The sequence below is a fragment of the Acidobacteriota bacterium genome (assembly GCA_016716715.1).
Taxonomy (GTDB): Bacteria; Acidobacteriota; Thermoanaerobaculia; order UBA5066; family UBA5066; genus Fen-183.
Window position 1 is genome coordinate 92799 of the sequence record JADJVE010000001.1, and the last position, 25046, is coordinate 117844.

The window sequence follows — 25046 nt, forward strand, 5'->3', positions numbered from 1 at the left end:
CGTGAGAAATGCCCGCCTCGTCCTCGCGGCGCTCGCCGCGCTCGCCGTCACCGCGTCCTGCCGCCGCGTCGAGGAGACGCGGTCCCTGAACTTCGATCCGGAGACGACGGCCGGCGCCCTCGGACCCGGCTGGGACGGCTTCGAGAAGACGGACTCCGGCGACACCTTCGTGTGGGCCCACGGCAAGGAGGCGCGTGTCGTGGTCCAGAGCCGCGCCGACGGCGACCGCCTCGTGCGCTTCCGCTGCTGGCCGTTCGGCTTCCCGGGAGGCCCCGGGCAGACCCTCACGTTCTCCGTGAACGGCCGGAAGATCGAGACCGTGAATCTGAGCGGGGAGCCGCGGGTCTACGCGATCCCGACGCCGAAGGACGCGTGGAAGCATGGCGTCAACGAGCTGACGTTCGCGTTCGCGTACGCCGAGTCCCCGAAGGACCGCCTCCCCGGCGCGACCGACGAGCGAACGCTCGCGGCCGGATTCGACTGGCTCGAGATCCTCCCGCCCGTCTCCTCGCCGAAGAAGAAGTAGCCGGCGCTCAGCGCTCCTCGGCCGACGGAACGTCCGCGTACGCGCCGCGCAGGGCGTCGAACGCGCGCCGGAGCGAGGCGCCGCCCGCGGGCGGGACCTCCCGGAAAATGTAGTCTTCCGTCTTCGTCGCGACGCGCCACTCCGTGCACGGCGCATCGGCCCCTCCGCGGCACACGAGCGTGTGGCCCGTCAGGCGGCGCACCGGCAGCACGAGGTTCTTGCCGGGATCCCCGCGGTCCGTCCAGCGGACGAGGTCGTCCCGGAGCTCGAGGACGCCGGGATTCCATCGGCTCCGGAAGATCACGATCCCCGGGTTGCGGCGCGCGAACCCCTCCCAGCGGAACGGCGCGGGCGCGTCCTCGGCCAACGCCATGGACGCCAGGGACGCCAGGGACGCGAAAAGGAGAAGGGCCGAGAGGCGCCGGAAGTCCATCGGGGAATTGTAGAGTCCACGTTTCCCGGTATGCTGAACCGGATGAAGCGCCCCCTTCCGATCCTCGGCATTCTCGCCCTTGCAGCGGGCGGCGCATCGGCGCAGCAGCCTGACCCGCTCAGCACGCGGCTCCGGAACGCCACGGAGACGCCCATCGCGACGTTCCAGGGAGCCGAGTGCGTTTCCATCGAGGCGCCCAAGGCCATCGTCTGGCGCCTCCTCGTCGGCCCCGAGATGGTGAGCACGTGGCTCCTCGCGGGCGTTCCCAACGTCGTGCCCCGCCGCGCGCGGTACGGCAAGGGCCTCACGGCGTCGAAGGGCGACGTCCTTTCGATCGACGCGACGACGGCCGACGGGCCGCGGCGGATCGACCTGACCGTGATCGCCTACCAGCCCGGAGAAATCCTGTCCTTCCTGCTGAAATCCGACGCCGCGGATCTTCTCGACGCGAAGGTCGAGAGCCTCACGCTGTCCTTCTTCGTCGACGCCCGGCCGGACGGCACGACGGACCTGACGTGGGCCTCGCATTACGACGCGGACTCGCCGTTCTCGGCGCTCCTGTCGCCCACTTACATGCCCGCCCGCCGCGCGCGCCGCCTCTCGGCGCTCCGCATGTTCAAGGCGATCGCCGAGGAGGCCGCGACGCTCCGGTACCCGCCGCTCCACGACGTCCCGACCTCGCCCCAGCCGTCCTCGGCGCCGCGCCGCAAGAAATGAAAAGGGGGCGCCGAAGCGCCCCCTCGTTTTCCGGCAAGATTTCCCGTCCTACAGGATCACGCCCTTGATCGGGACCTTCACCTCGGCCCGGGCCTTGTCGGTCGTCTTGATCGTGAGGTCGCCCTCGAAGACGCCCTTCTTGATCTTCTGGTCGACCGTCAGGACGACCTGCACGCGCGACTTGTCGACGGGCACGACCTCGGCCGAGATGCCGGGGACGTTCGTCTCGGCCTTCGTGACCGAGAAGTTCTCGACGGCCGCGTTGTTGTTCACGAGCATGACGTTCCGCTTCTGGGGATCGCCCTTCGGGTCGAAGTTCCCGAAGTTGATCGAGAGCGGCGTCACGGACACGGCCGGCTTGATGAAGCCGGTCACCTGCAGCTCGATCTCGGGCTGCTTCTTGGCGCCGGTCGCGACCTTCACGGCGCCGCCGAGGAGGCCTTCGGGCGCGTCGGGCGCGGTCGAGACCGTGACCTTCCACTGATTCGGGCCGCGGTCCTTCACGAGCTCCTTCTCGGGCACGGGCGTGAGCGCGACGCGCAGGAAGGAGTTCGGGGCCTCCGCCTTCGTGGGCTTGAAGTCGGGCTCGTCCGACACGAGGATCACGTCCGCGGACGCGGCCTCGCCGGACAGGGCCGTGATCCGGAAGAACGCGTACGGCAGGGCGTCGACGAACGGCTTCACGACGGCCGAGAGAAAGAGCGTCTTCTGCGGCACGGCCGGGTCGTCCGTGATGAGGAGCGCCGTCTTGGAGATCGGGCCCGAGAAGCCCTTCGTGTCGACGGTGAGGGTGACCTTCCCCTCGGCGCCCGGCTTGATGACCTTGTCGAACTCGGGAACCGTGCAGCCGCAGGACGGCTTCACGTCCGTGATGTGCAGGTCGGCGTTGCCGGTGTTCTTGAGGATGAACACGTGCTTGATCGGTTCGCCCTTCGCGACCTGCCCGACGTCCTTCTTGTCCTCGACGACGACGAGCTTCGGGCCGGCGGCGGCAGCCCCCGAGGCCTTCGCCTGAGCGGCGAGGGGCGACGGCAGGACGAGGACCGCGAGCGCGGCGGCCGCGAGAGCGGAAACGAGTCGGGAATGGCGGGGGGGAGTCATGTCCGGGAGCCTCCTTCGGGAACGGGCCCGGCGGCGCCGGAACCCTTGAAACACTATGAATTCGAGCCTTGCCGAGTATACGTGGGGTCGCCGGGCCCCCCGGGGGACACGCCAGCGAGGCGCCGTTTGACGGCGCCCGACCTGTCTAGCAAACTCCGCGCCCGGTGTCCGCAGCCCCTCGCACGTTCCACCTGGTCGCCGTCGGTGGGACCGCGATGACGCCCCTGGCCGCCCTCCTCCTCGCCCACGGCGAGCGCGTGACGGGCTCGGACGGCCCCCTCTACCCGCCGATGTCCGACCGCCTCGCGGCCCTGGGCATCACCGTCCTGCCCGCCTTCAGCGGGGACAACGTCGGCGCCGACGTGTCCGAGGTCGTTGCGGGCAACCTCGCCAGGAGGGACAACCCCGAGATCCTCGAGGCCCTGCGCCGGGGCCTGCGCGTCCGGTCGATGCCCGAGACGCTCCACGACGAGATCCTCCTCGGCCGGCACCCCGTCGTGATCGCGGGGACGCACGGAAAGACGACGACGACCGCTCTCGCCGCGTGGCTCCTCGCCGCCGCCGGCCGCGACCCCGGCTATCTCGTGGGCGGCGAGCCCGCGAACTTCCCGGGGCCGGCTGCGCTCGGGGGCGGCGCGCCCTTCGTGGTCGAAGGCGACGAGTACTCGACGTCCTACGCCGACAAGGGGCCGAAGTTCCTCCATTACGCGCCGCGGACGTTCGTCCTCACGTCGGTCGAGTTCGACCACGCGGACCTCTACGCGGACCTCGCCGCCGTGAAAGCCGCGTTTCGCGCCGGCGTCGCGCTCGTGCCCGAGGACGGCGCAATCGTCGCGAACGGCGACGACGCGAACGTGCGCGATGTGCTGGGTGCGGCGCGCGTCCGCGTCCTCCTCTACGGCGTCGCGCCCCGCCCCGCGGGCGCGCCCGACGTGGACCTCCTCGCGACGCAGGTCGCCGAGGGCGAGGGCGGCACCCGCTTCACGGTGCACCGCTCCGGCCAGGAGCCCTACTCCGTCCTCTCGCCGCTCTCCGGACGGCACAACGTCTCGAATGCGCTCGCCGCCTTCGCCGTCGCCCTCGGCTTCGGCCTCAACCCGGCGCAGCTCGCGGGCGGCCTCGCGTCCTTCCGGGGAGTCAAGCGCCGCCTCGAGATCCTCGGCACGGAGGCGGGCGTCACGGTCGTCGACGACTTCGCACACCACCCGACCGCCGTTGCGGCGACGATTGCCGGCGCGAAGGACCGCTTTCCGGGCCGCCGGGTCTGGGCCGCGTTCGAGCCGCGCTCGATGACCGCGGGCCGGGCGGACTTCTTCGAGCCGTACGCGGCGGCGCTCGGCGCGGCCGACGCCGTCGCCCTCGCCGCTCCGTTCCACGCCGCGCGGCTCGCGCAGCCGGGCGGGCCCGGCGCTCTCGACGCCAACGCCCTCGTGGCCCGCCTCCGCGGGGCCGGAACACCCGCGCTCACGGCGCCGACGCCCGAGGCGCTCCTCTCCGCGCTGCTCGCCGAGCTGCGCCCGGGCGACGTGGTCGTCACGATGTCGTCGGGCGCGTTCGACGGGTTCCCGCAGAGGCTCCTCGGGTCGCTGAAGACCCGCTAGTCTTCCGCCGCCACGGCGACCGAGAGGCTCCCGACCCCGCCGATCCGCACCTCGACGGTCTGCCCCGCCGCCAGCGGCCCGACGCCCTCGGGCGTGCCCGTGAGGATCACGTCCCCGGGCTCGAGCGTCATCGCGGCCGACGTCCAGGCGATCAGAGTCCCGACGTCGAAGATGAAGTCCGACGTCGTGCCGCTCTGCCGCTGGGCGCCGTCCACGAACGTCTCGAGCGTGAGGGTGGACGGATCGACGTCCGTCTCGATCGCGGGGCCGAGCGGGCAGAACGTGTCGAAGCCCTTCGCGCGCCACCATTGTCCGTCCGTCTTCTGGAGGTCGCGGGCCGTCACGTCGAGGGCGCACGTGACGCCGAAGACGACGTCCCGCCAGTCCTCTTTCGGAACGCGGCGGGCGCGACGGCCGATCACGAGCGCGACCTCGCCCTCGTAGTCGACGCGCGCGCTCTCCTTCGGGAGGCGGATCGTCCCGCCGTGGGGGATCAGGGACGACGGCGGCTTGAAGAAGACGAGCGGCTCCTTTGGGACCTCGTGGCCGAGCTCCGCCGCGTGGGCGCGGTAGTTCCGCCCGATGCAGAGGATCTTCGTCGGCGCCGCGGCGGGCAGGAGACGCACGCCGCGGCGCGGCACTGCGGGCCCGGACGGCGCCGGCGCTCCTCCCGTCTCCCACGGCGCTCCCGCGAGCGGGACGAGCGTCTCCTCCTCGGCCAGCGCCCACGCGGGCGCGCCGGCGTTCACGAACCTCACGAGCCTCATGCGTCCTCCCATTCCCCGGGGTCGAGCGTTCCCTCGTAGACGACACGCGCGTCGCCCGCGAGCGCGACGTCCCGCGCGACCTCGCCCTCGAACCGGAAATCCACAGAGAGCGTCTGCCCCGAGCGCGTCTCGAGCGAGACGGGCGCCTTCGCGCGGCCGAGCGCGCAAGCGGTCACCGCCGTCGCGACGTTGCCCGAGCCGCACGCGAGCGTCTCGGCCTCGACGCCGCGCTCCCAGGTCCGCACGCGGAGCCGCGACGGCCCGAGCACCTGCACGACGTTCGCATTCGCGCCCTCGCGCATCTCCGGGTGGCGCCGAAGCGCCGGACCGAAGCGCGCGAGGTCGAGCGTCTCGAGGTCCACGCCGTCCGCGACGAACGCGACGACGTGCGGGACTCCGACCGAAAGGGCGTACGCCTCGCGTTCGAGCGTGCCCGTGGAGTCGAGCGAGGACACCGCGCGCCCGACGGCCACGGGCTCGGGCAGCGCGAGCGTGACGTGCGCGCCGTCGACGCGGGCGGGGACGTCGCCCCAGCCCGTTCGGACGATCAGAGTCTCCGGCGCCAGCCCCTTCAGCACGGCAAAGCGCGCGGCGCAGCGCGTGCCGTTGCCGCAGAAGCGGCCCACGGACCCGTCGGCGTTGCGGTAGTCCGCCGCGACGCGGCCGGGTCCGTCCGGAAAGACGAAGAGAACACCGTCGGCCCCGACGCCCGTCCCCCGGCGGCAGAGGCGCCGGATGGCGGCGACTTCCGCCGCCCCGACGCTCACGGGCTCGCCCCAGACGAGAAAGTCGTTTCCAGCGCCGCTCATCTTCGTGAAGCGCACCGGGAGGCCGCCGAGCGGTGAGACGTTCACTTCACGGTCCCCGGCTCGCTCTCGTTGCCGGACTTGTCGACGGCGGTCACGCCGTATGTTCGCCCCGCGGCCCCTGCGTCGAAGAAGAGCGGGTCCCTGAGGCCGTCCGCGAGCCGCGTTCGCGCCCCTCCGTCCGTCCGGTAGACCCTATAGAACGCGAGGTCCGGAGCGAGCGACGGGTTCCACACGAGGCGCGTTCCGCCGGACTCGGCGAGGACGAGGAGCCCTTCGGGCGCGGGCGGCGCGAAGACGTCCTTCGTGGAGACGGCGACGGGGTCCGCGGCCGGGCCGAGGATGAGCGGGAGGTCCGCGACGGGCGCGGCGCGCACCGTGTACACGTAGGCGCGGTCCGGCCGGGCCGTCGTGTCGACATACGTGGTCGCGCCGATCGCGATGCCGATCGGCTGGTCGTCGAACTCCTCCTCGGACGCGTTCCGGCGGTAGATCGTGTAGCCCGCCACGACGGCCGGCGTCGCGCCGTCGAGCATCGCGGCGGGCGGCCACCAGTCGAGACAGACGCGGTTCTCCTCGACCGCCGGGACGACGCGGAGCGGCCGGTCCGGCGGCACGCGCGGCACGATCGACGCGATCGGCGAGAGCTCGGAGACGCGCTTCTTGTCGCGCGTCGCCGTGACGGCGTACCGGAGCAGGACGCGCCCGAGCCGCTTCTCGCGGTAGAGCGGAATCAGCGGGTCGCGGAAGACGAGGTCCGCGCCCACCGTGGCCGCGTCGAGGTCCCGCGCGGAGAGCTCCGCGACCGTCTCGGCGCGCGCGCGGAAGGTCCTCTCCTCGCTTTCGCGCTGCGCGGTGTCGGCCGGCGGCGGCGGGACGCGCTGCCCGTCGCGAATGCTCTGGATCTCGCGCGCCACGGTGACCTTCGTGAGGTTCGTGAGCGTCGAGCCGGAGTTCGTCACGGACGGATACGGGAAGCGCAGGACGACGTCGCCGGCCTCCTGCGAGATGCGCACGGGCTCGACGCGCGCGGGGAGGACCAGCAGCGGCGCCTCGGGCGGCAGCTTCCGCCCGCAGGCCGAGAGAGAGAGAAGTAGAGAAAGAGAAGAGAAGATTTCTTTGAAAGGGGGATGGGGCACGGCCTCGTATCCCTACAGCACGAAGCGAGAGAGGTCGCGGTCGCGCACGAGGCTCGCGAGCGCGCGGTCGACGTACGCCTTGTCGACGACGACGCGGGCGCCGGCGGCGTCGGGGCCCGCGAAGGAGATCTCCTCGAGGACGGTCTCGAGGATCGTGTGGAGGCGGCGCGCGCCGATGTTCTCGAGGTTGCGGTTTACCTCCGCCGCCGCGCGGGCGATCTCCCTCAGGCCGTCGTCCGCGAACTCCAGCGTGATCCCGTCCGCGCCGAGCAGCGCCGCGGACTGCTTCGGCAGCGCGTGCTCGGGCTCGGTCAGGATCCGGAGGAAGTCATCCTCGCTGAGCGCGTCGAGGGAGACGCGGATCGGAAAGCGGCCCTGCAGCTCCGGGATCAGGTCCGAGGGCTTCGCGACGTGGAACGCGCCCGCCGCGACGAAGAGGACGTGGTCCGTCTTGAACATGCCGTGCTTCGTCTTGACGGTCGTCCCCTCGACGAGCGGCAGGAGGTCGCGCTGGACGCCCTCGCGCGACACGTCCGGCCCGCCGCGCGCGCCCTCGCGCCCGGCGATCTTGTCGATCTCGTCGAGGAACACGATGCCCGTCTCCTCGGCGCGGCGGATCGCCTCCTGCGGGAGCGTCGCCTCGTCCGTGAGGGCGTCGGCCTCGCGCTCGAGAAGCAGCGGCCTCGCCTCCGACACCGGCAGGCGGACCTTCTTCTTCTTCGGGCCGCCGAAGAGGCCCGGGAGCATGCCGGGGATGTCGATCCCCATCTCCTCCATGCCCTGCGGGCCCATGACGGAGATCTGGGGCCTCTGGTCGTCCGTGATCTCGAGCTCGACCTCGCGGGCCTCGTGCTTGCCCTCGCGCAGGTCGCGCCGGATCTTGTCCCGCCCCTCGGCCAGCACGGACTTGCCCGTGGCGTCCGTCGCGAGCGCGGCCGTCAGGAGGTCGAGGAGCCGTTCCTCCGCCGCCGCCGCGGCGCGATCCGAGACGCGGGCGCGGCGCTCCTCCTTGACGAGCCGGATCGCGGCGTCCACGAGATCGCGCGCGATCGAGTCGACGTCCCGCCCGACGTAGCCGACCTCGGTGAACTTCGAGGCCTCGACTTTCACGAACGGCGCATCCACGAGGCGCGCCAGGCGGCGCGCGATCTCCGTCTTGCCGACCCCCGTCGGCCCGATCATGAGAATGTTCTTCGGTGTCGTGTCGCGCGCGAGATCGGCCGGGAGACGCTGGCGGCGCCAGCGGTCGCGCAGCGCGATGGCCACCGAGCGCTTCGCCTTCCCCTGGCCGACGACGTGACGGTCCAGCTCGGCCACGATCTTGCGCGGCGACAGGTCGCGCAGCGTCAGGGGCGTCACGGCAGCGTCTCGACCTTGATCGTGTCGTTCGTGTAGATGTCGATCGTGGAGGCGATCGCGAGCGACTCCTTCACGATCGTCGCGGCATCGAGCGACGAGTGCCGGAGGAGAGCCTTCGCGGCAGCGGCGGCGTAGGGGCCGCCCGATCCCACGGCGAGGACGCCCTCGTCCGGGGCGATGACGTCGCCCGTCCCCGAGAGAAGGAGGGAGGTCTTCGCGTCCGCGACGACGAGGAGAGCCTCGAGCTGGCGGAGCGTCTTCTCCGTCCGCCAGTCCGTCGCGAGCTCCACGGCCGCGCGCTCGAGCTGGCCGTGAAACTCCTCGAGCTTCTTCTCGAAGCGCGTGAAGAGCGTGACGGCGTCGGCCGTGGAGCCGGCGAAGCCGGCGAGGACCTTGCCGTCGAGGAGGCGCCGCACTTTGGAGGCGCCGTGCTTCATGACGGTGGTTCCCATCGTGACCTGTCCGTCGCCGCCGAGGGCGACGGAGGACCCGCGCCTGACGCAGAGGATCGTCGTGTGGTGAAAGACCGGATGTGCCACGCGGGGAGTCTAGCGCCGGGCTGGGATCAGTCCCGCTCCTCGGCCTTCGGGTGGCTCTTGCGGTAGACCTCGAGGAGCCTCTCGGCGTCGAGATGGGTGTACCTCTGCGTCGTCGAGAGCGACGCGTGGCCGAGGAGCTCCTGGATGGAGCGCAGGTCGGCGCCGGCCGCGAGGAGATGCGTCGCGAAGGAGTGCCGGAGCGCATGCGGCGACGCGTGGCGGCTCACGTCGGCCCCGAGCATCGCCCGGTCGAGGATGCGCCGCACGCTGCGGTCCGTCAGCCGCCCCGCGTGCGCGTTCAGGAACAGGAACGCCGCGTCCTTCGCGCCCGGGCGCATCTCTCCCCGCGCCTTGAGCCACGTCTTCACGGCGTCGGCGGCCGCGCGCCCGAACGGGACGATCCGTTCCTTCTTTCCCTTGCCGATCGTCCGCACCTGCCGCGCGGAGAGGTCCACGTCCTCGAGCTTCAGCCCCACGAGCTCCGAGACGCGGAGGCCGGTCGCGTAGAGCAGCTCGAGGAGCGCCCGGTCGCGCGCGCCCAGCGCGCCCTCGCGCCCCTTCGCGGCGACGACGGCGCCCGCCTCCGTGACCGAGAGGGTGCGCGGCAGGGACTGCTCCCTGCGCGGCGTCGCGATCGCCTTGGCGGGATTCGCCCCGACGCTCCCCTCGCGCTTCAGGAACGCGAAGAACGTGCGCAGCGCCGAGAGGTGCCGGCCGATGGACGCCTTCGCGAGCCCGTCCGCCCGCAGGTGCGCGAGGTAGGACCGCACGGCGAGCGCGTCGACGTCCGCGGCCGCGACCTTCTCGAGCGGCTTGTTCCAGAAGACCGTCGAGAGAAACACGCCGAACCGGCCGAGGTCCTTGCCGTAGGCCGCCCGCGTGTGCCTGGAGACGCCGCGCTCGTCCGCGAGGTGGCGGTCGAACGCGGCGAGCTCCTCGGCGAGGCGGCCGCGCACTACTTCTTCGCGAGCGTCCGCACCTCGGCGACGAGCGCCTTGATCTCGTCGGCCGAGAGCTTCTTCTCGAAGGCGGGCATCTTGTCGTGCCCCTTCGTGACGGACTTGACCATCCGCGCGTCGTCGACCTTGTCCTGCCAGCGCGCGTTCGTGAGGTCGCGGGCGCCCTTCTTCTTGCCTTCCTCGGTCTGGCCCTTTCCGTCGTCGCCGTGGCAGACCGAGCAGTACGTCTGGAAGTTCTCGGAGCGGCCGTCGGCAACGGCGGCCGGCGCGGCGGCGAGGAGCAGGGCGGTCAGGGCGGCGGTTGCGTTCTTCTTCACGGGTCTTCCTCCGCGCCGATTCTAGGCGGCGCCCGCGCCGCGGGCCGTGACGGACGGCACGGGAAGGGCCTCCGCCCTCCAGCGCGCGACCTCTTCCAGGGCGCGGCGCGCGATCTCCGCGCGGCGCTTCGCCCGGTCCTTCGAAGGCGGGACGCCGGCGTCGTCGATGAGGCCGAACGTCACGTTCATCGGCGTGAAGTCCCCCTCGCGGGGCGTCGAAACGTGCCTGGCGAGAGAGCCGAGCGCCGTGGAAAACGCGAGCGGCGCGGGTTCTCTTCCTTCGAGGAGCTGCGCGAGCGTCGCGCCCACCATGAGGCCCGTCGCGGCGGACTCGAGGTAGCCCTCGACGCCCGTGAGCTGGCCCGCGAAGAACACGCGCGGGTCCTTCCGCCAGCGGAAGAAACCGTCGAGGTGCGCCGGACCGTTGATGTACGTGTTGCGGTGGAGCATGCCGTAGCGGACGAACTCCGCGTTCTCGAGGCCCGGCAGCATCCGGAAGACGCGCCGCTGCTCGCCGACCTTGAGCTTCGTCTGGAAGCCGACGAGGTTGAAGTGCGTCTTCGCGAGGTCGTCCTGCCGGAGCTGGACGACGGCGTACGGCTCCCTCCCCGTGCGCGGGTCCGGAAGCCCGAACGGCTTCATCGGACCGTGGCGCAGCGTCTCGACGCCGCGCTCGGCCATCGCCTCGGCGGGCAGGCACCCCTCGAAGTAGACGGCCTTCTCGAAGTCGTGGAACGGAACCTTCTCCCCCGCGAGAAGCGCCGCGACGAACGACTCGTACTCGGCGCGCGAGAGCGGGACGTTCAGGTAGTCGTCGCCGCCGCCCTTGCCGTAGCGCGAGAGCGCGTAGAGCTTCTCCATGTCGAGCGACGCCGCCTCCACGATGGGCGCCATCGCGTCGTAGAAGTAGAGGTACTTCTCGCCCAGCAGCGCGAGCAGGGCCTTCTCGAGCGCGGGCGACGTGAGCGGTCCGGTTGCGACGACGACGAAGCCGTCGCCGGGATCGGGCAGCGCTTCGGCCTCGGCCCGCACGATCGTCAGGAGCGGCTCGGCCGCGAGGCGGCGCGTCACGGCGTCCGCGAAGATCGTGCGGTCGACCGCGAGCGCGTCGCCGGCCGGGACCGCGGCCTTGCGGGCCTCCTCGAGGACCAGGGACCCGACGCTCTCCATCTCGCGCTTCAGGAGGCCGACGGCGTTCGCGGGGTTGTCGGACCGGAACGAGTTCGAGCAGACCATCTCGGCGAGACGGTCCGTCGCGTGCGCGTCCGTCGTCCGCACGGGCCGCATCTCGACGAGCGTGACCGCGTGGCCGCGCCGCAGGAGCTGGTGCGCGCACTCCACGCCCGCGAAGCCGCCGCCGATCACCGTGACACGCGCCATCGGGGCCATTCTAGGGGCCGATCCCCCTTTCGATGCGTAGACTCCGGCCGTGACGGATGCGCCCGGGAAGTTCGCGCCGAACGCCGAGGTCTACGGGCCGGGCTACTACGACCGGATGTACCGCCGGCACTGGTTCCTGAGGAACCGGCGCAAGTACGAAGAGCGCGACGCGGCGCTCGTCCGGATCATCCGGCCCTCCGCGTCTCTCCGCGTCCTCGAGGTGGGCTCGGCGCGCGGCGACACGGCGTTCTTTCTCGCCTCGCGCGTCGCGGAGGTCGTCGGAATCGACGCGGCGCGCGCCGCCGTCGTGGCGTCGCGCGAGCAGGCTGCCGCCCGCGGCCTCCTGAACGTCCGCTTCGAGGAGGCGGATGCGCGGGACCTCGCGGCGGCGCCGGGCGGCCCGTTCGACGTCGTCCTCCTCGCCGACTTCGTCGAGCACGTCCTCGACGACGTGCTCGCGGCGTGCCTCGAAAGCGCGCGTCGCGTCCTCGCCCCCGGCGGCGCCCTCGCGATCTACACGCCGAACCGGGACCACTGGGCCGAGCGGATCAAGGCCGCCGTGCCGGGCCTGCAGCAGGAGGACCACATCGCCGTGCGCCCCGCCGCGCGCGTCGTGGCGCTCGTCGAGGAGGCCGGGTTCTGCGTGGACGACCTCTTCTTCTCCGCCAGCCCGTATCCCCTGCTCGGCGCCCTCGACCGGGCGCTCCCGATGGTCGGCCTCTGCCGTTTCCGGACGTGCCTCCGGGCGGTAACGTCGCTCTTCATGAAGGTCTCCTTCGTCACCTGCGACGTCTTCACCGATCGCCCCTTCGCGGGCAACCCGCTCCTCGTCGTGCCGGACGCGCGCGGTCTCACGGCCGCGCAGATGCAGTCGGTCGCGCGCGAGATCAACTACTCCGAGTCGACGTTCGTCCTGCCCGCGCGGGATCCCGCCTGCGCCTACTGGCAGCGGACGTTCGTTCCGGTCAAGGAGATCCCGTACGCCGGCCACCCCACCGTCGGGACGGCCATCGTGATGGCGGCGCTCGGGAAAGTCGCGGGCGGCGCGCCCGACGGCACCCACCCCGTGATGATCGAGGTCGGGTTCGGGCCGCTGCGTCTCGAGCTCCTGAAGACGGACGGACGCGTCTCGCGCGTGCGCATGGAGCAGGGAAGGCCCGAGTGGAAGGCGCCCGTGACGGGCGACGACGTGAAGGGCCAGATCGCCGCGGCGCTCGGCGTCCCGTTCGACGCGCTGCACCCGGTCCTCCCGCCGCAGGCCGTCGGGACCGGCAACACCTTCCTCATGGTGCCTCTCGCGTCGGTCGAGGCGGTGTCGGCGGCGCTCGCCGACACGCGGATGCTGAATCACGTCGAGAAGGAGCTGGGCGTTCTCGGCCTCTTCTTCTTCGCGTTCGACGAGACGTCCGCCGGCGTGCGCCTCCGGGCGCGCATGTTCGCGCCGGGCGCGGGCGTGCCCGAGGACCCCGCGACGGGCTCGGCGGCCGGACCCGTCGGCGTCTACCTCGCGCTCCACGGCGCGGTCCCGGGCGGCGTCGCAGGCGGGCGCGGCCGGTTCACGATCGACCAGGGCGTCGAGATGGGCCGCCCGTCCGAGCTGAACGTGACGGTCCTCGTCGCCGGCGGCCGGCCCACCGGCGTCCGCGTCGAGGGGAGCGCTGTTCTCATGATGCGGGGGGAGTTGGAGGTTTAGCCGTTTCAGGCACGTGAAATGCGTGCCCCTCGCGAGTAGTCTCAATTCGGGGACTCTCCGAAGAGGATGGTTGCCATGAGCAAGCTCCCGGGTTTCCTGTTGGCTCTTTCCTCGCTGTCCCTCGCCGCCTGCTCCTCGGTTTCCGTCGAGAGCCAGGCTCGGCTCTCGCCGGCCGCGCCCGCCTTCACGCGCACGCTCGTCGTCGTCGCCCTGCCCGACGCCGTGCGTCGCGTCACGGAGGACACGCTCGTCGCGCGTCTCCCGTCGCTTCACCCTTCGGTTTCGTATCCAACCGTCTCGTTGGAGGGCGGCATCACGCTCGGTGCGCTCTACGAACGCGCGCGCAAGGACGGCTTCGACGGGCTCCTCGTCGTCTGGCCCGTCGACATGACGAGTAAGACGTATCCCTCCCTCCTCGGCGATACCCCGTTCGAGGTCATCGCGTCGAAGCAGATCGGAATGCGGCTCGTCGCGAGCCTCACCGCCCTCGACGGCGATCGGGAGATCTGGAAGGGCGTCGTCACGAACCGCGACGCTTCACCTCTCATCGAGGGGACGCCGAAGATGGCGGCTGGCCTTGCCGATCGACTCGTCTCCGACGGCATCGCGAATTGAGGCCCGACCCCGGCCCCGTAACTTCGTGACCGCGACGGACGTCTCCCGGTCACGATGAACCCGACCCGATCTCGCCTCCGCGCGGCTTTCGCGCTCCTCGTCGTCCTGCCCTTTTCCTCCGCGCTTTCCTCCCACCCGGAAGCCCCCGCCACCGTCGCGGAGTCCCTCGACCGGTACCTCACGGCACGGACGGCGCTCGGCCGGTTCAGCGGCGCTGTTCTCGTCGCGAAGGGCGAACGTATCCTTTTCCGCAGGGGTTACGGCTTCGCCGACGTCGCGCGTCGCGCGCCCTACACGCCCGAAACCCGGCACGCGGTCGCCTCGATCACGAAGATGTTCACGTCGATGGCGGCGCTGAAGCTGCGGGACTCGGGAAAGCTGAAGCTCGAGGATTCGATCTGCGCCCACGTCGCGGCGTGTCCGGACGCCTGGAAGCCCGTCACCGTGCTGCACCTCATGCGACACACGTCCGGCATCCCCGACTACGAGGACCCGCTCGAGCTCGGGTCGCCGAAGTACCTCGCCGTGATGACGCAGGAGGGCGCGAGCCGCCGCCTCGTGGACGAGGCGAAGCAGAAGCCCCTCGACTTTCCGCCGGGAACCAAGTTCCGGTACAGCAACACGGGCTACCTCGTCCTCGCGCAGGTGGTCGAGAACGCCTCTGGGCGGCCCTTCAACGACTTCGTCACGGAGACGCTCCTGAAGCCCGCGGGCATGAAGCGCGCCGGGATGTTCGACGGGAAGACCGTGCCCGATGGCCTCGCGGTCGGTTACACGCACCCCGAGATGGGGTGGGCGAAGCTCCTCGCTGGAACGCCTCTCACGGGCGGCCACCTCGTGGCGCGGCCGCGCCTCCCGCTCACGCCGCCCGCCGGCGACGCCGGCCTCTACGCGACCGTCGACGACCTTCTCGCGTGGAGCCGCGCGATGGACGGCGGCGCGCTCGTCCCGAAGCGCGAGGCGGACGAGGTCTTCACGCCCGGCCTCGAGAACTACGGTTACGGCTGGTTCTCGGGCGAAGGGTTCAAGCGCCGCCGGTATCGGCACAACGGTTCCTTGCCGGGCTACACGTCCGACTTCGTGAAGTTTCCGGACGAGAGCCTCACGCTCGTTTTCCTGTGCAACCTCGACCGCGCGCGCCTTTCGGCGATCGTCCGGGACGTGACGGCGATGGTCCTCGGAGAGCCGTGGGACATGCCGGTCCACGGAATTGTGACGACCCTGACGGCCGAGGAGTACGCGCGCCTCGAGGGCGTGTACGCGATGGCGGACGGGAAGAAGCTGACGGTCACGAAGAAGCCGGACCTGCTGACGGCCGAGCTCGAAGGCCGCTACACGGCGGGCCTCGTTCCGCTCTCGCCGACGCGGTTCTACTTTCCGCTCGGGGACGGGACGGTCACTTTTTCGCTCGGCGAGGACGGGCGGGCTTCTTCGGTGAACGTGCGGTACTCGGCGGAGGACCATCCGGCGAAGCGGATTTCTCCTTCGCCGCCGGTCTCGGCTTCGCCGTCCGCTTCTTCGCGCCCTTGACGGGCGCCGGGACGCGCGCCTCGGCGATCGCGGCTTCGAGCGCGCCCTCGGGGATGCGCGTCGTGGGCTCGAAGGCGTCGAGGTCGGAGGCGGGGACGTCGAGGCCGCAGCCCTCCGTCTCGCAGACGTAGAACGCGCCCGCCTTGCGGTCGCGCACGAGGAGGTAGGACGCCTTGCAGTTCGGGCACGCCTTCGGGACGGGCCGCGCCTTGAAGTTCTTCTCGCACGACGGGTAGTTCGAGCACCCGTAGAACGGACCGAAGCGCCCGCGCCGGACGAGGATGTCCCCCGCCTTGCACACCGGGCACTTGACGCCCGTCAGCGTGACGGGCTTGGGCGGCTTGAAACGGCAGGCGGGGTAGTTCGAGCAGGAAACGTAGTCGCCGAAGCGGCCGTGGCGCGTCACGAGAGCCGAGGCGCAGTTCGGGCACGCCTCTCCGGTCGGGACGTCGGGCTTGGCCTCGGCCTTCCCGCCCGCGACCTTCACGGGCACCGTGTTGCGGCAGACGGGGTACGCCGTGCAGCCGAGGAACGCCGAGCCGTTGCGGCCCGTGCGGAGCTTCATCGGGCTCCCGCACTCCTCGCACGTCTGGCCCTCGAGCTCGGTCGCGTCGATCTCGTCTTCCTCGACCTCGGGGATGTCCTGCGTGAAGTCGCAGTCGGGGTAGCCCGAGCACGCGATGAAGAGACCGGCCTTCCCCATCCGGAGCTTCAGAGGGTGGCCGCTCTTCGGGCACGTGTCGCCCGGGTCGTTCGTGAGCTTGAAGTCGACGAAGCGCTTCCTCACCTCGGCGAGCGCGAGGCCGGCCTTGACCGAGACCATTTTCTTCTTCGCCATGTCGCGGTCCTTGACGAACTTCCCGTCGAACTCCGCGAGCGCCTTCCTCCAGTCGAGCTTCCCTTCCTCGACTTCGTCCAGCTCCTCCTCCATCTTCGCGGTGTACTCGGTCTGGAAGAAGTCGTCGAAACCCTCGCGCATGAGGTCCACGACGAGGCGGCCGAGGGGCGTGGGCGTGAAGCGGCGGTCCTTCTTCCTCACGTACTCGCGATCCTCGATCTTGCGCATGATCTCGGCATAGGTCGACGGCCTGCCGATGCCGTTCTCCTCGAGAAACTTCACGAGCGACGCCTCGTTGAAGCGCGGCGGCGGCTGCGTTTCGTGCCCCTCGGTCACGGCGGAGACGAGCGCGAGGGCGTCGCCCGTCGCGAGCGCCGGCAGGCGGACCTTCTCGCCCGCGGCGCCGCTTCCGTCGGCGGACTCCGCGTCGGTCTCGGCCTTGTCCTTCTCCTCGGTCTCGGGCTCGGCTTCCTTCTCGTAAACCCTGAGCCAGCCCGGGTCCTTGAGGACCGTGCCCGAGGCGCGCAGGCCCGCGGCCACGCCCCCCTTGATCGCCTCGATGTCGACCGAAGTCACCTCCGAGACGGACGGGCTCATCTGGGACGCGACGAACCGGTTCCAGATGAGCCGGTAGAGCTTGATCTCGTCCGGGGCCAGGTACCGCGCGACCGCCTCGGGCGGAAGGTCGAGCGACGTGGGGCGGATGGCCTCGTGGGCGTCCTGCGCGTCCTTCTTCTGGCGGAAACGCCGCGCCTCCTCGGGGAGCGCCCCCGGACCGTAGGTCCGTCCGATGAAGTCCCGGACGGCCACGAGCGCCTCGTCGGCCGAGCGCGTCGAGTCCGTGCGCATGTACGTGATGAGGCCGATCGTGCCGCGGTCGCCGATCGTCTTGCCTTCGTAGAGCCTCTGCGCGATCTGCATCGTGCGCCGGACGCTGAACCCGACGCGCGCGGCGCCCTGCTGAAGTTTCGAGGTGGTAAAGGGCGGCGGCGCGCTGCTCTTGCGCTCCTTCGCGTCCACCTTCACGACCGAGAACGCGGCGCCCTCGACGTGGGCGCGCGCGGCTTCGGCGTCGGCGGCCGTCGCGAGGCGCGGGTCCGTCCCGTCGAACCGGAGCTTCTCGCCCTTCCAGAGGACGACGCGCGCCGGGAAGGCGGTCTCCCCCTTCTTCAGCGTCACGGGAACCGAGAAGTAGGGAACGGCGACGAAGCGCTCGCGCTCGCTCTCGCGTTCCACGATGATCCGGAGCGTCACGGTCTGGACGCGTCCCGCCGACAGCCCTCTCCAGAGCTTCGACCAGAGCAGGTCCGAGACCTCGTAGCCGACGAGCCGGTCGATGATGCGGCGCGCCTGCTGCGCGTTCACGCGGTTCTGGTCGATCACGCCCGGGTTCTGGACCGCGCGCGTGACCGCCGACTTCGTGATCTCGTGGAACTCGGCGCGGTGGAACTTCGCCTTCGGGGAGCCGGGCTTGAGGATCTCCTGGAGATGCCAGCAGATCGCCTCGCCCTCGCGGTCGGGGTCGGCCGCGAGATAGATCGTGTCGGCGCCCTTCGCCGCCCGCCTGAGGTCCGCGACCGTGCGCTCTTTTCCGGGGAGGATCTCGTAGGTGGGCGCGTAGCCGTGCTCGCGGTCCACGGCGATGCCCTTCCGTGGCAGGTCTCGGACGTGGCCGTAGCAGGCCATGACGGTGAAGTCCTTCCCGAGGAACTTCCCGAGCGTCGCGGCCTTCGCGGGGGACTCGACGATCACGAGTGATTTGGCCATACAGGACCCGTCACGATGCCACGCCTGTCAACTCCGGGGGCGCGAGCGGACGAAGAGCGCGCCCGGAAGAGCGGTCGCGAGGCCCTCGATTTCGAGGTGCAGAAGGGCCGCCGAGAAGCGCGCCGCGTCGAGTCCCGCGGCCGGAATCAGGGCGTCGGAGTCGCGCGGCTCGTCGGGGTCGAGCGCCCCGAGAAGAGCCGCCGCGTCCGGCGGGAGGTCGGGAAGCGACGCCGCCGTCCGGGCCGCCACCGCGACGTTCAACCGCCGGCGGTCCTCCTCGGGCAGCTCGGCGAGAAGGTCGGCGGCGGCTCGGACGAGGATCGCTCCGTCCTTCAGCAGCGCGTTCGAGCCCGCGGCTCCCGGCGCGAGGATCGAACCCGGCACCGCGGCGACGTCCCTCCCGTACCCCGTGGCGCAGCGCGCCGTGATGAGCGAGCCGCTCTTCTCGGCGGCCTCGACGACGCAGACGATCCGCGAGAGGCCCGCGATGAGCCGGTTGCGCACGGGAAAGTGCCACGGCTCGGGCTCGTCGCCCATCGGAAACTCCGAGAGCGCCGTCCCCGTAGAGAGGAGGGTCTCGAGGAGCCCGCGCTGCTCGGCGGGGTAGCAGATGTCGATGCCGCATCCGAACACAGCCACCGTCGGCCCGCCGGCCTCGAGCGCCGCACGGTGCGCGGCCGCGTCCACGCCGCGCGCGAAGCCCGAGACGACGTCGACTCCCGCGCCCGCGAGGCCGCGCGCGAGGACGGCCGCGACGTCCAGCGCCAGGCGCGAGGCGCGGCGCGCCCCGACGAGCGCGATCGCGGGCGCCAGGGGAAGCGGCGCGCCGCGCGCGAAGAGGATCGGAGGCGGATCCGTGATCTCGCGCACAAGTTCGGGGTACTCCCGATCCGTGAAAAAGAGCAGGCGCGCGCCGGAGGCTTCCAGCCGGCGCAGGTCGGCGTCCGTCGCCCCGCGGTCCGGCGCGAGGAGCGGGGCCACGACCTCCTCGGCCTCCCGCGCGATCCGGGCGGCCTCCGCGGGGGACAACGCGAGCACATGAGACGGCGTCTCGACCGCCCCGAGGAGCCTCGAAAGGGCGCGCGCCCGCCGTCCGCGGGCCAGGCGCGACCACGCGAGTCCTGTTCGGAGATCGCCAGCGGAGTTCGGGACGCGGCACCTCTCTTGCGAGAATTTGCGGAGGAGTCGCTGTCTATAATGCCCGACCGCACCGTGACGAGTCTTCGCCGAGCCGTCGCCGTCGCCGCCGTCGCGGCTCTCGCCGCGGCCGCGGGCGCGTGCTCCTCGGGCAAGACGGACGACACGTGGAAGGCCGAGAAGGCCTACGGGACCGAGATGGCGAGGAAGGGGTTCTGGCGCGAGGCGCTCTTCCGTTACGAGAGGGCCGCGGCCCAGCAGCCCGGCGACGCCCAGGTCCAGAACAACCTCGCCGTCGCGTACGAGTCGACCGGCGACACCGCGCGCGCTCTCGCCTCCTACAAGCGCGCTCTCGAGCTCGCGCCGCAGGACGCGAAGATCAAGCGCAACTACGCGCGGTTCGCCGAGTACTACACGTCCGTGCAGCGCTCCTCGTCGCTGCCCGCGCCGTCCTCGTCCGCACCCGAGACGCCGGCGCCCCCCCCGGCGCCGGCGCCGGTCCCCTCGCCGGCCCCCGCGCCCCCGCAGTTGCCGGCCGCCGCGCCCCCGCCGTCGCTCCCCCCCGCGACGCCGCCCGGAGGATTCCCGTGACGCGGCGCTGCGTCCCGGGCGCCCTCGCGGCGGCCCTGCTCCTCGGGGCCTGCTCGAGCTCCAACGAGGTCAAGCTCAAGCTCCCCCTCCGCCCGAAGCTCGCCGTGACGGGCCGCGAGCGCATCACGCTGGCCCCCTTCATCGTCGCGTCGCGCCTGTCCGACAAGAAGGACGCGCCGAAGTACAAGGACCTCGACCTCGACGCCGAGTTCCGCCGCTACCTCGGCAAGCAGCTCGGCAAGCGCACGAAGATGACGATCGTCACGATGCCCGCCGACGTCCGCCTCCCGACGACGCACCTCAAGGAGCTCACGGAGGCCGGGGACTTCTGGAAGGGCCTCGGGGCGCGCACGGGCGCCGACATCATCCTGTCCGGCGTCGTCGACTTCCGCGTCGAGAACAAGTCCGGCTACCGCTCCGAGGAGTACATCAGCCCGATCGACGGCCGGAAGTACTACCGGCAGGTCAACATCGATTCGACGGGCTTCTCCTTCGACGTCACCGTCCTCGCGATGGACGGGCGCACGGGAGCGCGCCTCTTCCAGGAGAACTTCCGCGACACGAAGGAGAAGAACCAGCGCTCGGTGAACGAGCTCGCCGGCCTCTTCGAGAACCTCTTCTCGCTGGAGAACCAGCTCCTCGGGCTCTTCGTCGTCCGCGAGCGGGAGGCCAACCGTTATGTCTTCGACTAGGAAGGCCCTCGCCGTCGTGCTCCTCGCCGGCCTCGCCGCGGCCGGCGCCCCCGGGCTCTTCGCCGCCGGCCAGAACAAGATCGTCTACGACACGTTCGACTGGTCGATCTACCAGTCGACGCACTTCGACGTCTACCACTACTCGCGCGAGAAGGCGACGCTCCAGAAGGTCGTCTCGATGGCCGAGTCCGCGTACGACGAGCTCTCGCGCCGGCTGAACTACCAGATCCCGAAGCGCGTCCCGATCATCTACTACGCGACGCACGCCGAGTTCGAGCAGAACAACATCGAGCTGAACTTCATCCCCGAGGGCGTCGGCGCGTTCGCGGAGCCCGCGCGCAACCGGATGGTCCTCCCGATCGACCTGCCGGACGAGAAGCTCCAGGCGCTCATCCAGCACGAGCTCACGCACGTCTTCCAGTACGAGATCCTGTTCGGCGGCCGGCTCTCGCGCGCCCTCACCGCGAACCCGCCGACGTGGTTCATGGAGGGCATGGCCTCGTACTTCGGAAACGACGAGGACGACAAGGACCGGATGTACCTCAGGGACGCGGTCAACGCGGACCTCATCCCGCCGATCACGAAGGTCCAGATCTACGGCTACCCCGCGTACCGTTACGGCCACGCCGTCTTCGACTTCATCGAGGCCGAGTGGGGCAAGGACGGCGTCCGCGACTTCATCTTCGAGTTCCGGTCGTTCCTCGGGCGCGACATCTCCGTCGCGCTCCGCCGGACGTTCGAGATCCAGCCCGACGACTTCGACCTGAAGTTCCGGAGGTACCTGCGCCGCAAGTACCTTCCCCTCCTCGCGGTCAAGGGCGAGGCTTCCGAGTACGGCGAGCGCTTCCGCGTCGGCCCCTACGGGCGCGATTCCTTCGAGATCGGCGCGGCGCCCTCGCCGTCGGGCGACTTCATCGCGACGCTCACGACGTACGCGGACGACGTCGACATCGGCCTTCTCTCAGTCAAGGAGCGCAAGCTCTTCAAGAACCTCTCGCCCGGGACGACGACGAAGTACGAGTACATCGTCGGGCAGTACGTGACCACGGGGCCCGAGAGCGGGCGCGACCTGTCCTTCGCCCCGGACGGCGACCGCATCGCGGTCTTCGGCCGGCAGGAGCGCGGCCGGAAGCTCCTGATCTTCTCCGCGAGGGGCGGCGGCCTGCTCGAGCGCATCGCCGTCGCGCCCGACGTCCCGATGGCGCCGTCGTGGTCCCCGTCGGGCAACGAGATCGTCTTCTCGGCGATCGAGGGAAACAGCCGGGACATCTTCCTCCTCGACCTCAAGACGCGCGCCGTGAAGAACCTCACGAACGACGTCGCGTACGACGAGGGGCCCGTCTTCTCGCCCGACGGCAAGTACGTGTACCACTCGAAGATCGTGGGCGCCCGTTCGAAGGTCGTCCGCTTCCCGCTCTCGGATCCGGCGAAGGTCGAGCAGGTGACGTGGGGCGACGGCAGCGACGAGGATCCGGCGTTCTCGCCGGACGGCAAGCGGCTCTACTACGCGTCCTCCCGCGGCGGCATTTTCAACGTCTACGGGCAGGACCTCGCGACGGGCGAGATCGTCCAGTACACGGACGTCATCGGCGCCGCGCTCGGGCCGGCCGCGTTCATGGGGCCCGACGGCCAGGAGAAGGTCGTCTTCTCGGGCTACCAGGGCGGACGGTTTCAGCTCTACATGGCGGACGCGAAGAAGCCGTTCCGCAAGCTCGACGAGAGGGCGGCGGCGCCCGCGGCGCTGAAACCCGACGGGGCGTCCGGGTTCGTGCCGTCCGTCGAAGTCTCGGTCGACCCCGAGAAGATCTCGCGCCCGAAGTTCAAGCTCTTCCTCGACAACGCGTCCCTCATCGCCGGCGTGAACTCGGACCAGACGTTCGTCTCGCAGATTCTCCTGTCGTTCTCCGACTACCTCGGCGACCGGCGCGCCTTCTTCCAGTTCGACTCGGTGTCGACGTTCTCGAACTTCCGCATCGGCTACTTCAACCTCAGCCGCCGCCTCCAGTGGGGCGCGCAGATCTACGACAACCGCAGCTACTTCTACGGCTACGACTACGACACCGGCGCGGTCGTCCGGGACCAGCGGATCGCGCGGGACACGGGCGTCACCGTCCTGGGGACCTACCCGACCTCGCGTTACACGCGCTTCGACGGGAACATCGGCTTCGTGAGCCGCTCGCTCGACGTCCCCATCCTCCAGTCGAACGCGGACGGCTCCCAGCAGTACGTCTACCTGCCCCGGTCGGACGACGTGCCGACGGGGGGCGTGGGGTTCTCGAACGACACGACGCGCTACTCGTACTTCGGGCCGCTCTCGGGGCACCGGCTCGACGTGAACCTCCAGTACACGCCGTCCTTCCAGCCGGGCGAGACGACGCTCTCGTTCGACGCGATCGCGGAGGCGCGTCTCTACGTCCCGCTCTCGCGGCGCGTCCTCTTCGCGTTCCGGGGCTTCGCCGCGCACTCGAACGGGGCAGCGCCCACCGTGTACGCGTTCGGCGGCCTCGACACCCTTCGCGGCTACGACTACAACACGGTCATCGGCAACAACATCTTCTACGTGAACAGCGAGTTCCGTTTCCCTCTCATCGACGTCCTCGCGACGCCGATCCTCGCGTTCCAGGGCGTGCGGGGGCGCATCTTCCTCGACGTCGGCGGCGGCTGGTTCGACGGCCAGAGCTTCGTGTTCATGACGGACGGCCAACTCAACGGGCTGAACAACCCGGGGGTCCCGGGCGGACTCGCGTCTTTCGGCGGCGGTTTCTCGGTCTACTTCCTGGGTCTGCCGTGGAACGTGGACTTCGCCAAGAAGTGGGACTTCAAGAACACGCTGTCGGACTGGCAGACGACCTTCTACGTCGGGACGACCTTCTAGACTGTGAGATTCGTCACCGCGTGATCTTCCGGGCGCGGGCGGCCTCATAATCCCGGACCCGTGCGCATTCGCGTTCTCGGAGCCCACGGCGGCTCCACGCCCCGACACCGGCAGACGTCCTTCCTCGTGAACGATGCGCTGTGCGTGGACGCGGGCGCCGTCACGGACGCGCTCTCGCTCGAGGAACAGGAGCGCGTGCGCGCCGTCCTCGTCACGCACTCCCACATGGACCACGTCGCGTCGCTCCCGTTTCTCGTCGAGAACGTGTTCGGGCGGGCGCGCGGCCCGCTCGAGATCCTCGCGCCCGACGACGTCCTCGACGCCCTCCGGACGCACCTCTTCAACGACGCGCTGTGGCCGGACTTCTCGCGCATCGAGGGCCAGGCCGGCCCGAGCGTCACGTTTCGCGCCGTTCCGGTCGGGGCGCCGTTCTCCGCCGACGGCCTCACGGCGACCGCCGTGAAGGTGTCGCACGTGGTCCCGACCTACGGCTACGTTCTCGCGGACGAGCGCGCCGCCGTCGTCTTCTCGGGAGACACCGGCCCGACGGACGAGATCTGGTCCGTGGCGCGCCGCGCGTCGAACCTCAAGGCTCTCTTCGTCGAGTGCTCGTTCCCGAGCGACATGCAGCCGATCGCGGACGTCTCCCGCCACCTGACGCCGACGACCCTGCGCGCCGAGATGGCGAAGTTCCCGAAGGACGTCCCCATCTACCTGTACCACATGAAGCCGCCCGCCCTCGATCGCCTCGCCGCCGAGATCGCCGCGATCGGAGACGCCCGCCTCGTCGTCCTCTCGGACGGCGACGACCTCGTCTTCTAGCCCGTCTCCCTGGCCTCTCCGAGCCTCAGAAGGTCCATCGCGAGGTGGAAGACGAGAGTCTTTCGCACGGACTCTCCCGGCCCCGCGGCGGGCACGGGCGCGCGGAATCTCGCGCTCCGTGCAACGCGCGACCCGCCCGGGACCGCCTCGAAGAACGCCTCCGGAGGCGCGACGAGATCGGAGGCCGGCCGCCCCGCGCGCTCGAGTTCCCGGCCCACCTCTTCGGGCGGCAGCGGAACCGCGTGAAACACGGTGAGGACCGGGGCGATCTCGGCGGCGGGAACGGCGGGCAACTCGACGCCTTCGAGGTTCAGCGCAAAGAGCGACTCGAGCGCCGCGCGCTCCGTCCCGGCGAGCGGGTAGCGCAGCACGCTCCACGCGTCGAGGATCGTCATGACGCCGCCCTCCCAGTGCAGGACTCGATCGTCGAGAACGCGCGTGGCGACGGGGGCGGCGGGGGCGCGCGCCGGGCCGGCGCGCGCCCCCGCCCCGAGGCGGAGCAGGTCCGTCACGTCGCCGCGCGCGTCGCACCTGACGCGAAGTCCGCCGCCCTCTCTTTCCCCCAGCTCGACGTTCAGCGTACCGAAGGAAGAGGGGATTTCTCTGGAAGGTAATTGAAGAGGGACGAGGAACGGGAGCGGGATCGCCGCATCCGCGAGGATGCGCCGGCCCTCGATCGTCGCGACGACGCTCCGGTGCGCTTCCGGCCCATTACCACTCGAAGAAAAGCCACCGTCTCCCCCGCTCCGGCGCAACCCGTCGAGAGATCCGGCCGCCCATGGGCGGGAGCAAAGAGATTCTTGGAGCCCGCACTCGAACCCGAGCTGAGTCGCGAACCACGC

General features: G+C 70.8%; 22 protein-coding genes. 9 read left to right on the forward strand and 13 right to left on the reverse strand.

What is annotated here, in order from left to right; all coding sequences use genetic code 11:
• The first annotated feature begins 1 nt into the window (after nucleotide 1).
• Nucleotides 2–526: a hypothetical protein gene (locus tag IPL89_00455; GenBank protein ID MBK9061669.1), complete on the forward strand. Its 525-nt coding sequence runs from the start codon at nucleotides 2–4 to the stop codon at nucleotides 524–526.
• 7 nt (nucleotides 527–533) lie between these two features.
• Here the strand turns inward: IPL89_00455 and IPL89_00460 are convergent, their stop codons facing one another.
• Complete coding sequence (locus IPL89_00460) at nucleotides 534–959, reverse strand: hypothetical protein (protein ID MBK9061670.1); 426 nt, start codon at nucleotides 957–959, stop codon at nucleotides 534–536.
• 42 nt (nucleotides 960–1001) lie between these two features.
• Between IPL89_00460 and IPL89_00465 the strand changes: the two genes are divergently transcribed.
• Nucleotides 1002–1676 (forward strand): hypothetical protein, encoded by a 675-nt coding sequence (locus tag IPL89_00465; protein MBK9061671.1) that lies wholly within the window; start codon nucleotides 1002–1004, stop codon nucleotides 1674–1676.
• 48 nt (nucleotides 1677–1724) lie between these two features.
• Here IPL89_00465 and IPL89_00470 read toward each other — a convergent pair whose 3' ends face one another.
• Nucleotides 1725–2777: a DUF1573 domain-containing protein gene (locus IPL89_00470; GenBank protein MBK9061672.1), complete on the reverse strand. Its 1053-nt coding sequence runs from the start codon at nucleotides 2775–2777 to the stop codon at nucleotides 1725–1727.
• Between the two features lie 164 nt (nucleotides 2778–2941).
• On the opposite strand from IPL89_00470, the gene IPL89_00475 reads away from it, so the two are divergent.
• Nucleotides 2942–4378: a hypothetical protein gene (locus IPL89_00475; GenBank protein MBK9061673.1), complete on the forward strand. Its 1437-nt coding sequence runs from the start codon at nucleotides 2942–2944 to the stop codon at nucleotides 4376–4378.
• Here the strand turns inward: IPL89_00475 and IPL89_00480 are convergent.
• The 8 genes from IPL89_00480 to trmFO are packed head-to-tail and all read right to left on the reverse strand — an operon-like array spanning nucleotide 4375 to nucleotide 11653.
• A complete protein-coding gene (locus tag IPL89_00480; protein MBK9061674.1) occupies nucleotides 4375–5145 on the reverse strand; it encodes a fumarylacetoacetate hydrolase family protein in 771 nt (256 codons plus the stop codon). The two genes, IPL89_00475 and IPL89_00480, sit on opposite strands and share 4 nt — an antisense overlap.
• Nucleotides 5142–5999 (reverse strand): diaminopimelate epimerase, encoded by an 858-nt coding sequence (gene dapF, locus IPL89_00485; protein MBK9061675.1) that lies wholly within the window; start codon nucleotides 5997–5999, stop codon nucleotides 5142–5144. Before dapF ends, IPL89_00480 begins: the two co-directional genes overlap by 4 nt.
• Nucleotides 5996–7090 carry a hypothetical protein gene (locus tag IPL89_00490; GenBank protein MBK9061676.1) on the reverse strand — a complete coding sequence of 365 codons (1095 nt, stop codon included), beginning with the start codon at nucleotides 7088–7090 and terminating at the stop codon, nucleotides 5996–5998. The genes dapF and IPL89_00490 overlap by 4 nt, the downstream gene beginning before the upstream one ends.
• 12 nt (nucleotides 7091–7102) lie before the next feature.
• Nucleotides 7103–8434 (reverse strand): ATP-dependent protease ATPase subunit HslU, encoded by a 1332-nt coding sequence (gene hslU / locus IPL89_00495; GenBank protein ID MBK9061677.1) that lies wholly within the window; start codon nucleotides 8432–8434, stop codon nucleotides 7103–7105.
• Nucleotides 8435–8445: 11 nt separating this feature from the next.
• The gene (hslV, locus tag IPL89_00500; GenBank protein MBK9061678.1) at nucleotides 8446–8988 is read right to left on the reverse strand and encodes an ATP-dependent protease subunit HslV; all 543 of its coding nucleotides are present in this window, start codon (nucleotides 8986–8988) and stop codon (nucleotides 8446–8448) included.
• Nucleotides 8989–9014: 26 nt separating this feature from the next.
• Nucleotides 9015–9944, reverse strand: a complete 930-nt coding sequence (gene xerC, locus IPL89_00505) for a tyrosine recombinase XerC (protein MBK9061679.1) — start codon at nucleotides 9942–9944, stop codon at nucleotides 9015–9017.
• Nucleotides 9944–10264, reverse strand: a complete 321-nt coding sequence (locus IPL89_00510) for a c-type cytochrome (GenBank protein MBK9061680.1) — start codon at nucleotides 10262–10264, stop codon at nucleotides 9944–9946. Before IPL89_00510 ends, xerC begins: the two co-directional genes overlap by 1 nt.
• A gap of 21 nt (nucleotides 10265–10285) precedes the next feature.
• Nucleotides 10286–11653 (reverse strand): methylenetetrahydrofolate--tRNA-(uracil(54)-C(5))-methyltransferase (FADH(2)-oxidizing) TrmFO, encoded by a 1368-nt coding sequence (gene trmFO, locus IPL89_00515; GenBank protein ID MBK9061681.1) that lies wholly within the window; start codon nucleotides 11651–11653, stop codon nucleotides 10286–10288.
• Nucleotides 11654–11693: 40 nt separating this feature from the next.
• Between trmFO and IPL89_00520 the strand changes: the two genes are divergently transcribed.
• Entirely contained in the window at nucleotides 11694–13337 is a 1644-nt protein-coding gene (locus IPL89_00520) for a PhzF family phenazine biosynthesis isomerase (protein MBK9061682.1), read from the forward strand.
• 75 nt (nucleotides 13338–13412) lie between these two features.
• Nucleotides 13413–13952 (forward strand): hypothetical protein, encoded by a 540-nt coding sequence (locus tag IPL89_00525; GenBank protein MBK9061683.1) that lies wholly within the window; start codon nucleotides 13413–13415, stop codon nucleotides 13950–13952.
• Nucleotides 13953–15348: 1396 nt separating this feature from the next.
• Here IPL89_00525 and topA read toward each other — a convergent pair.
• Both topA and dprA read right to left on the reverse strand, forming a co-directional pair.
• A complete protein-coding gene (gene topA / locus IPL89_00530; GenBank protein MBK9061684.1) occupies nucleotides 15349–18087 on the reverse strand; it encodes a type I DNA topoisomerase in 2739 nt (912 codons plus the stop codon).
• 27 nt (nucleotides 18088–18114) lie between these two features.
• Complete coding sequence (gene dprA, locus IPL89_00535; protein MBK9061685.1) at nucleotides 18115–19125, reverse strand: DNA-protecting protein DprA; 1011 nt, start codon at nucleotides 19123–19125, stop codon at nucleotides 18115–18117.
• 174 nt (nucleotides 19126–19299) lie between these two features.
• Here dprA and IPL89_00540 point away from each other — a divergent pair, with 174 nt between their 5' ends.
• Genes IPL89_00540 through IPL89_00555 form a run of 4 tightly spaced genes read left to right on the forward strand, consistent with a single transcriptional unit; the run spans nucleotide 19300 to nucleotide 24204 of the window.
• Complete coding sequence (locus IPL89_00540) at nucleotides 19300–19815, forward strand: tetratricopeptide repeat protein (GenBank protein ID MBK9061686.1); 516 nt, start codon at nucleotides 19300–19302, stop codon at nucleotides 19813–19815.
• Nucleotides 19812–20507 (forward strand): hypothetical protein, encoded by a 696-nt coding sequence (locus IPL89_00545; GenBank protein MBK9061687.1) that lies wholly within the window; start codon nucleotides 19812–19814, stop codon nucleotides 20505–20507. Before IPL89_00540 ends, IPL89_00545 begins: the two co-directional genes overlap by 4 nt.
• Nucleotides 20494–23382 (forward strand): PD40 domain-containing protein, encoded by a 2889-nt coding sequence (locus IPL89_00550; protein MBK9061688.1) that lies wholly within the window; start codon nucleotides 20494–20496, stop codon nucleotides 23380–23382. The genes IPL89_00545 and IPL89_00550 overlap by 14 nt, the downstream gene beginning before the upstream one ends.
• 60 nt (nucleotides 23383–23442) lie before the next feature.
• Nucleotides 23443–24204: a 3',5'-cyclic-nucleotide phosphodiesterase gene (locus tag IPL89_00555; GenBank protein ID MBK9061689.1), complete on the forward strand. Its 762-nt coding sequence runs from the start codon at nucleotides 23443–23445 to the stop codon at nucleotides 24202–24204.
• Here the strand turns inward: IPL89_00555 and IPL89_00560 are convergent.
• Nucleotides 24201–24959 carry a hypothetical protein gene (locus tag IPL89_00560; protein ID MBK9061690.1) on the reverse strand — a complete coding sequence of 253 codons (759 nt, stop codon included), beginning with the start codon at nucleotides 24957–24959 and terminating at the stop codon, nucleotides 24201–24203. The genes IPL89_00555 and IPL89_00560 overlap by 4 nt on opposite strands.
• Nucleotides 24960–25046: the final 87 nt, after the last annotated feature.

Coding starts and splice junctions, on each gene's coding strand:
- IPL89_00465 (MBK9061671.1), top strand. CDS start 1,002: ATGAAGCGCCCCCTTCCGATCCTCGGCATTCTCGCCCTTGCAGCGGGC.
- IPL89_00460 (MBK9061670.1), bottom strand. CDS start 959: ATGGACTTCCGGCGCCTCTCGGCCCTTCTCCTTTTCGCGTCCCTGGCG.
- IPL89_00550 (MBK9061688.1), top strand. CDS start 20,494: ATGTCTTCGACTAGGAAGGCCCTCGCCGTCGTGCTCCTCGCCGGCCTC.
- trmFO (MBK9061681.1), bottom strand. CDS start 11,653: ATGGCCCCGATGGCGCGTGTCACGGTGATCGGCGGCGGCTTCGCGGGC.
- topA (MBK9061684.1), bottom strand. CDS start 18,087: ATGGCCAAATCACTCGTGATCGTCGAGTCCCCCGCGAAGGCCGCGACG.
- IPL89_00480 (MBK9061674.1), bottom strand. CDS start 5,145: ATGAGGCTCGTGAGGTTCGTGAACGCCGGCGCGCCCGCGTGGGCGCTG.
- IPL89_00525 (MBK9061683.1), top strand. CDS start 13,413: ATGAGCAAGCTCCCGGGTTTCCTGTTGGCTCTTTCCTCGCTGTCCCTC.
- IPL89_00470 (MBK9061672.1), bottom strand. CDS start 2,777: ATGACTCCCCCCCGCCATTCCCGACTCGTTTCCGCTCTCGCGGCCGCC.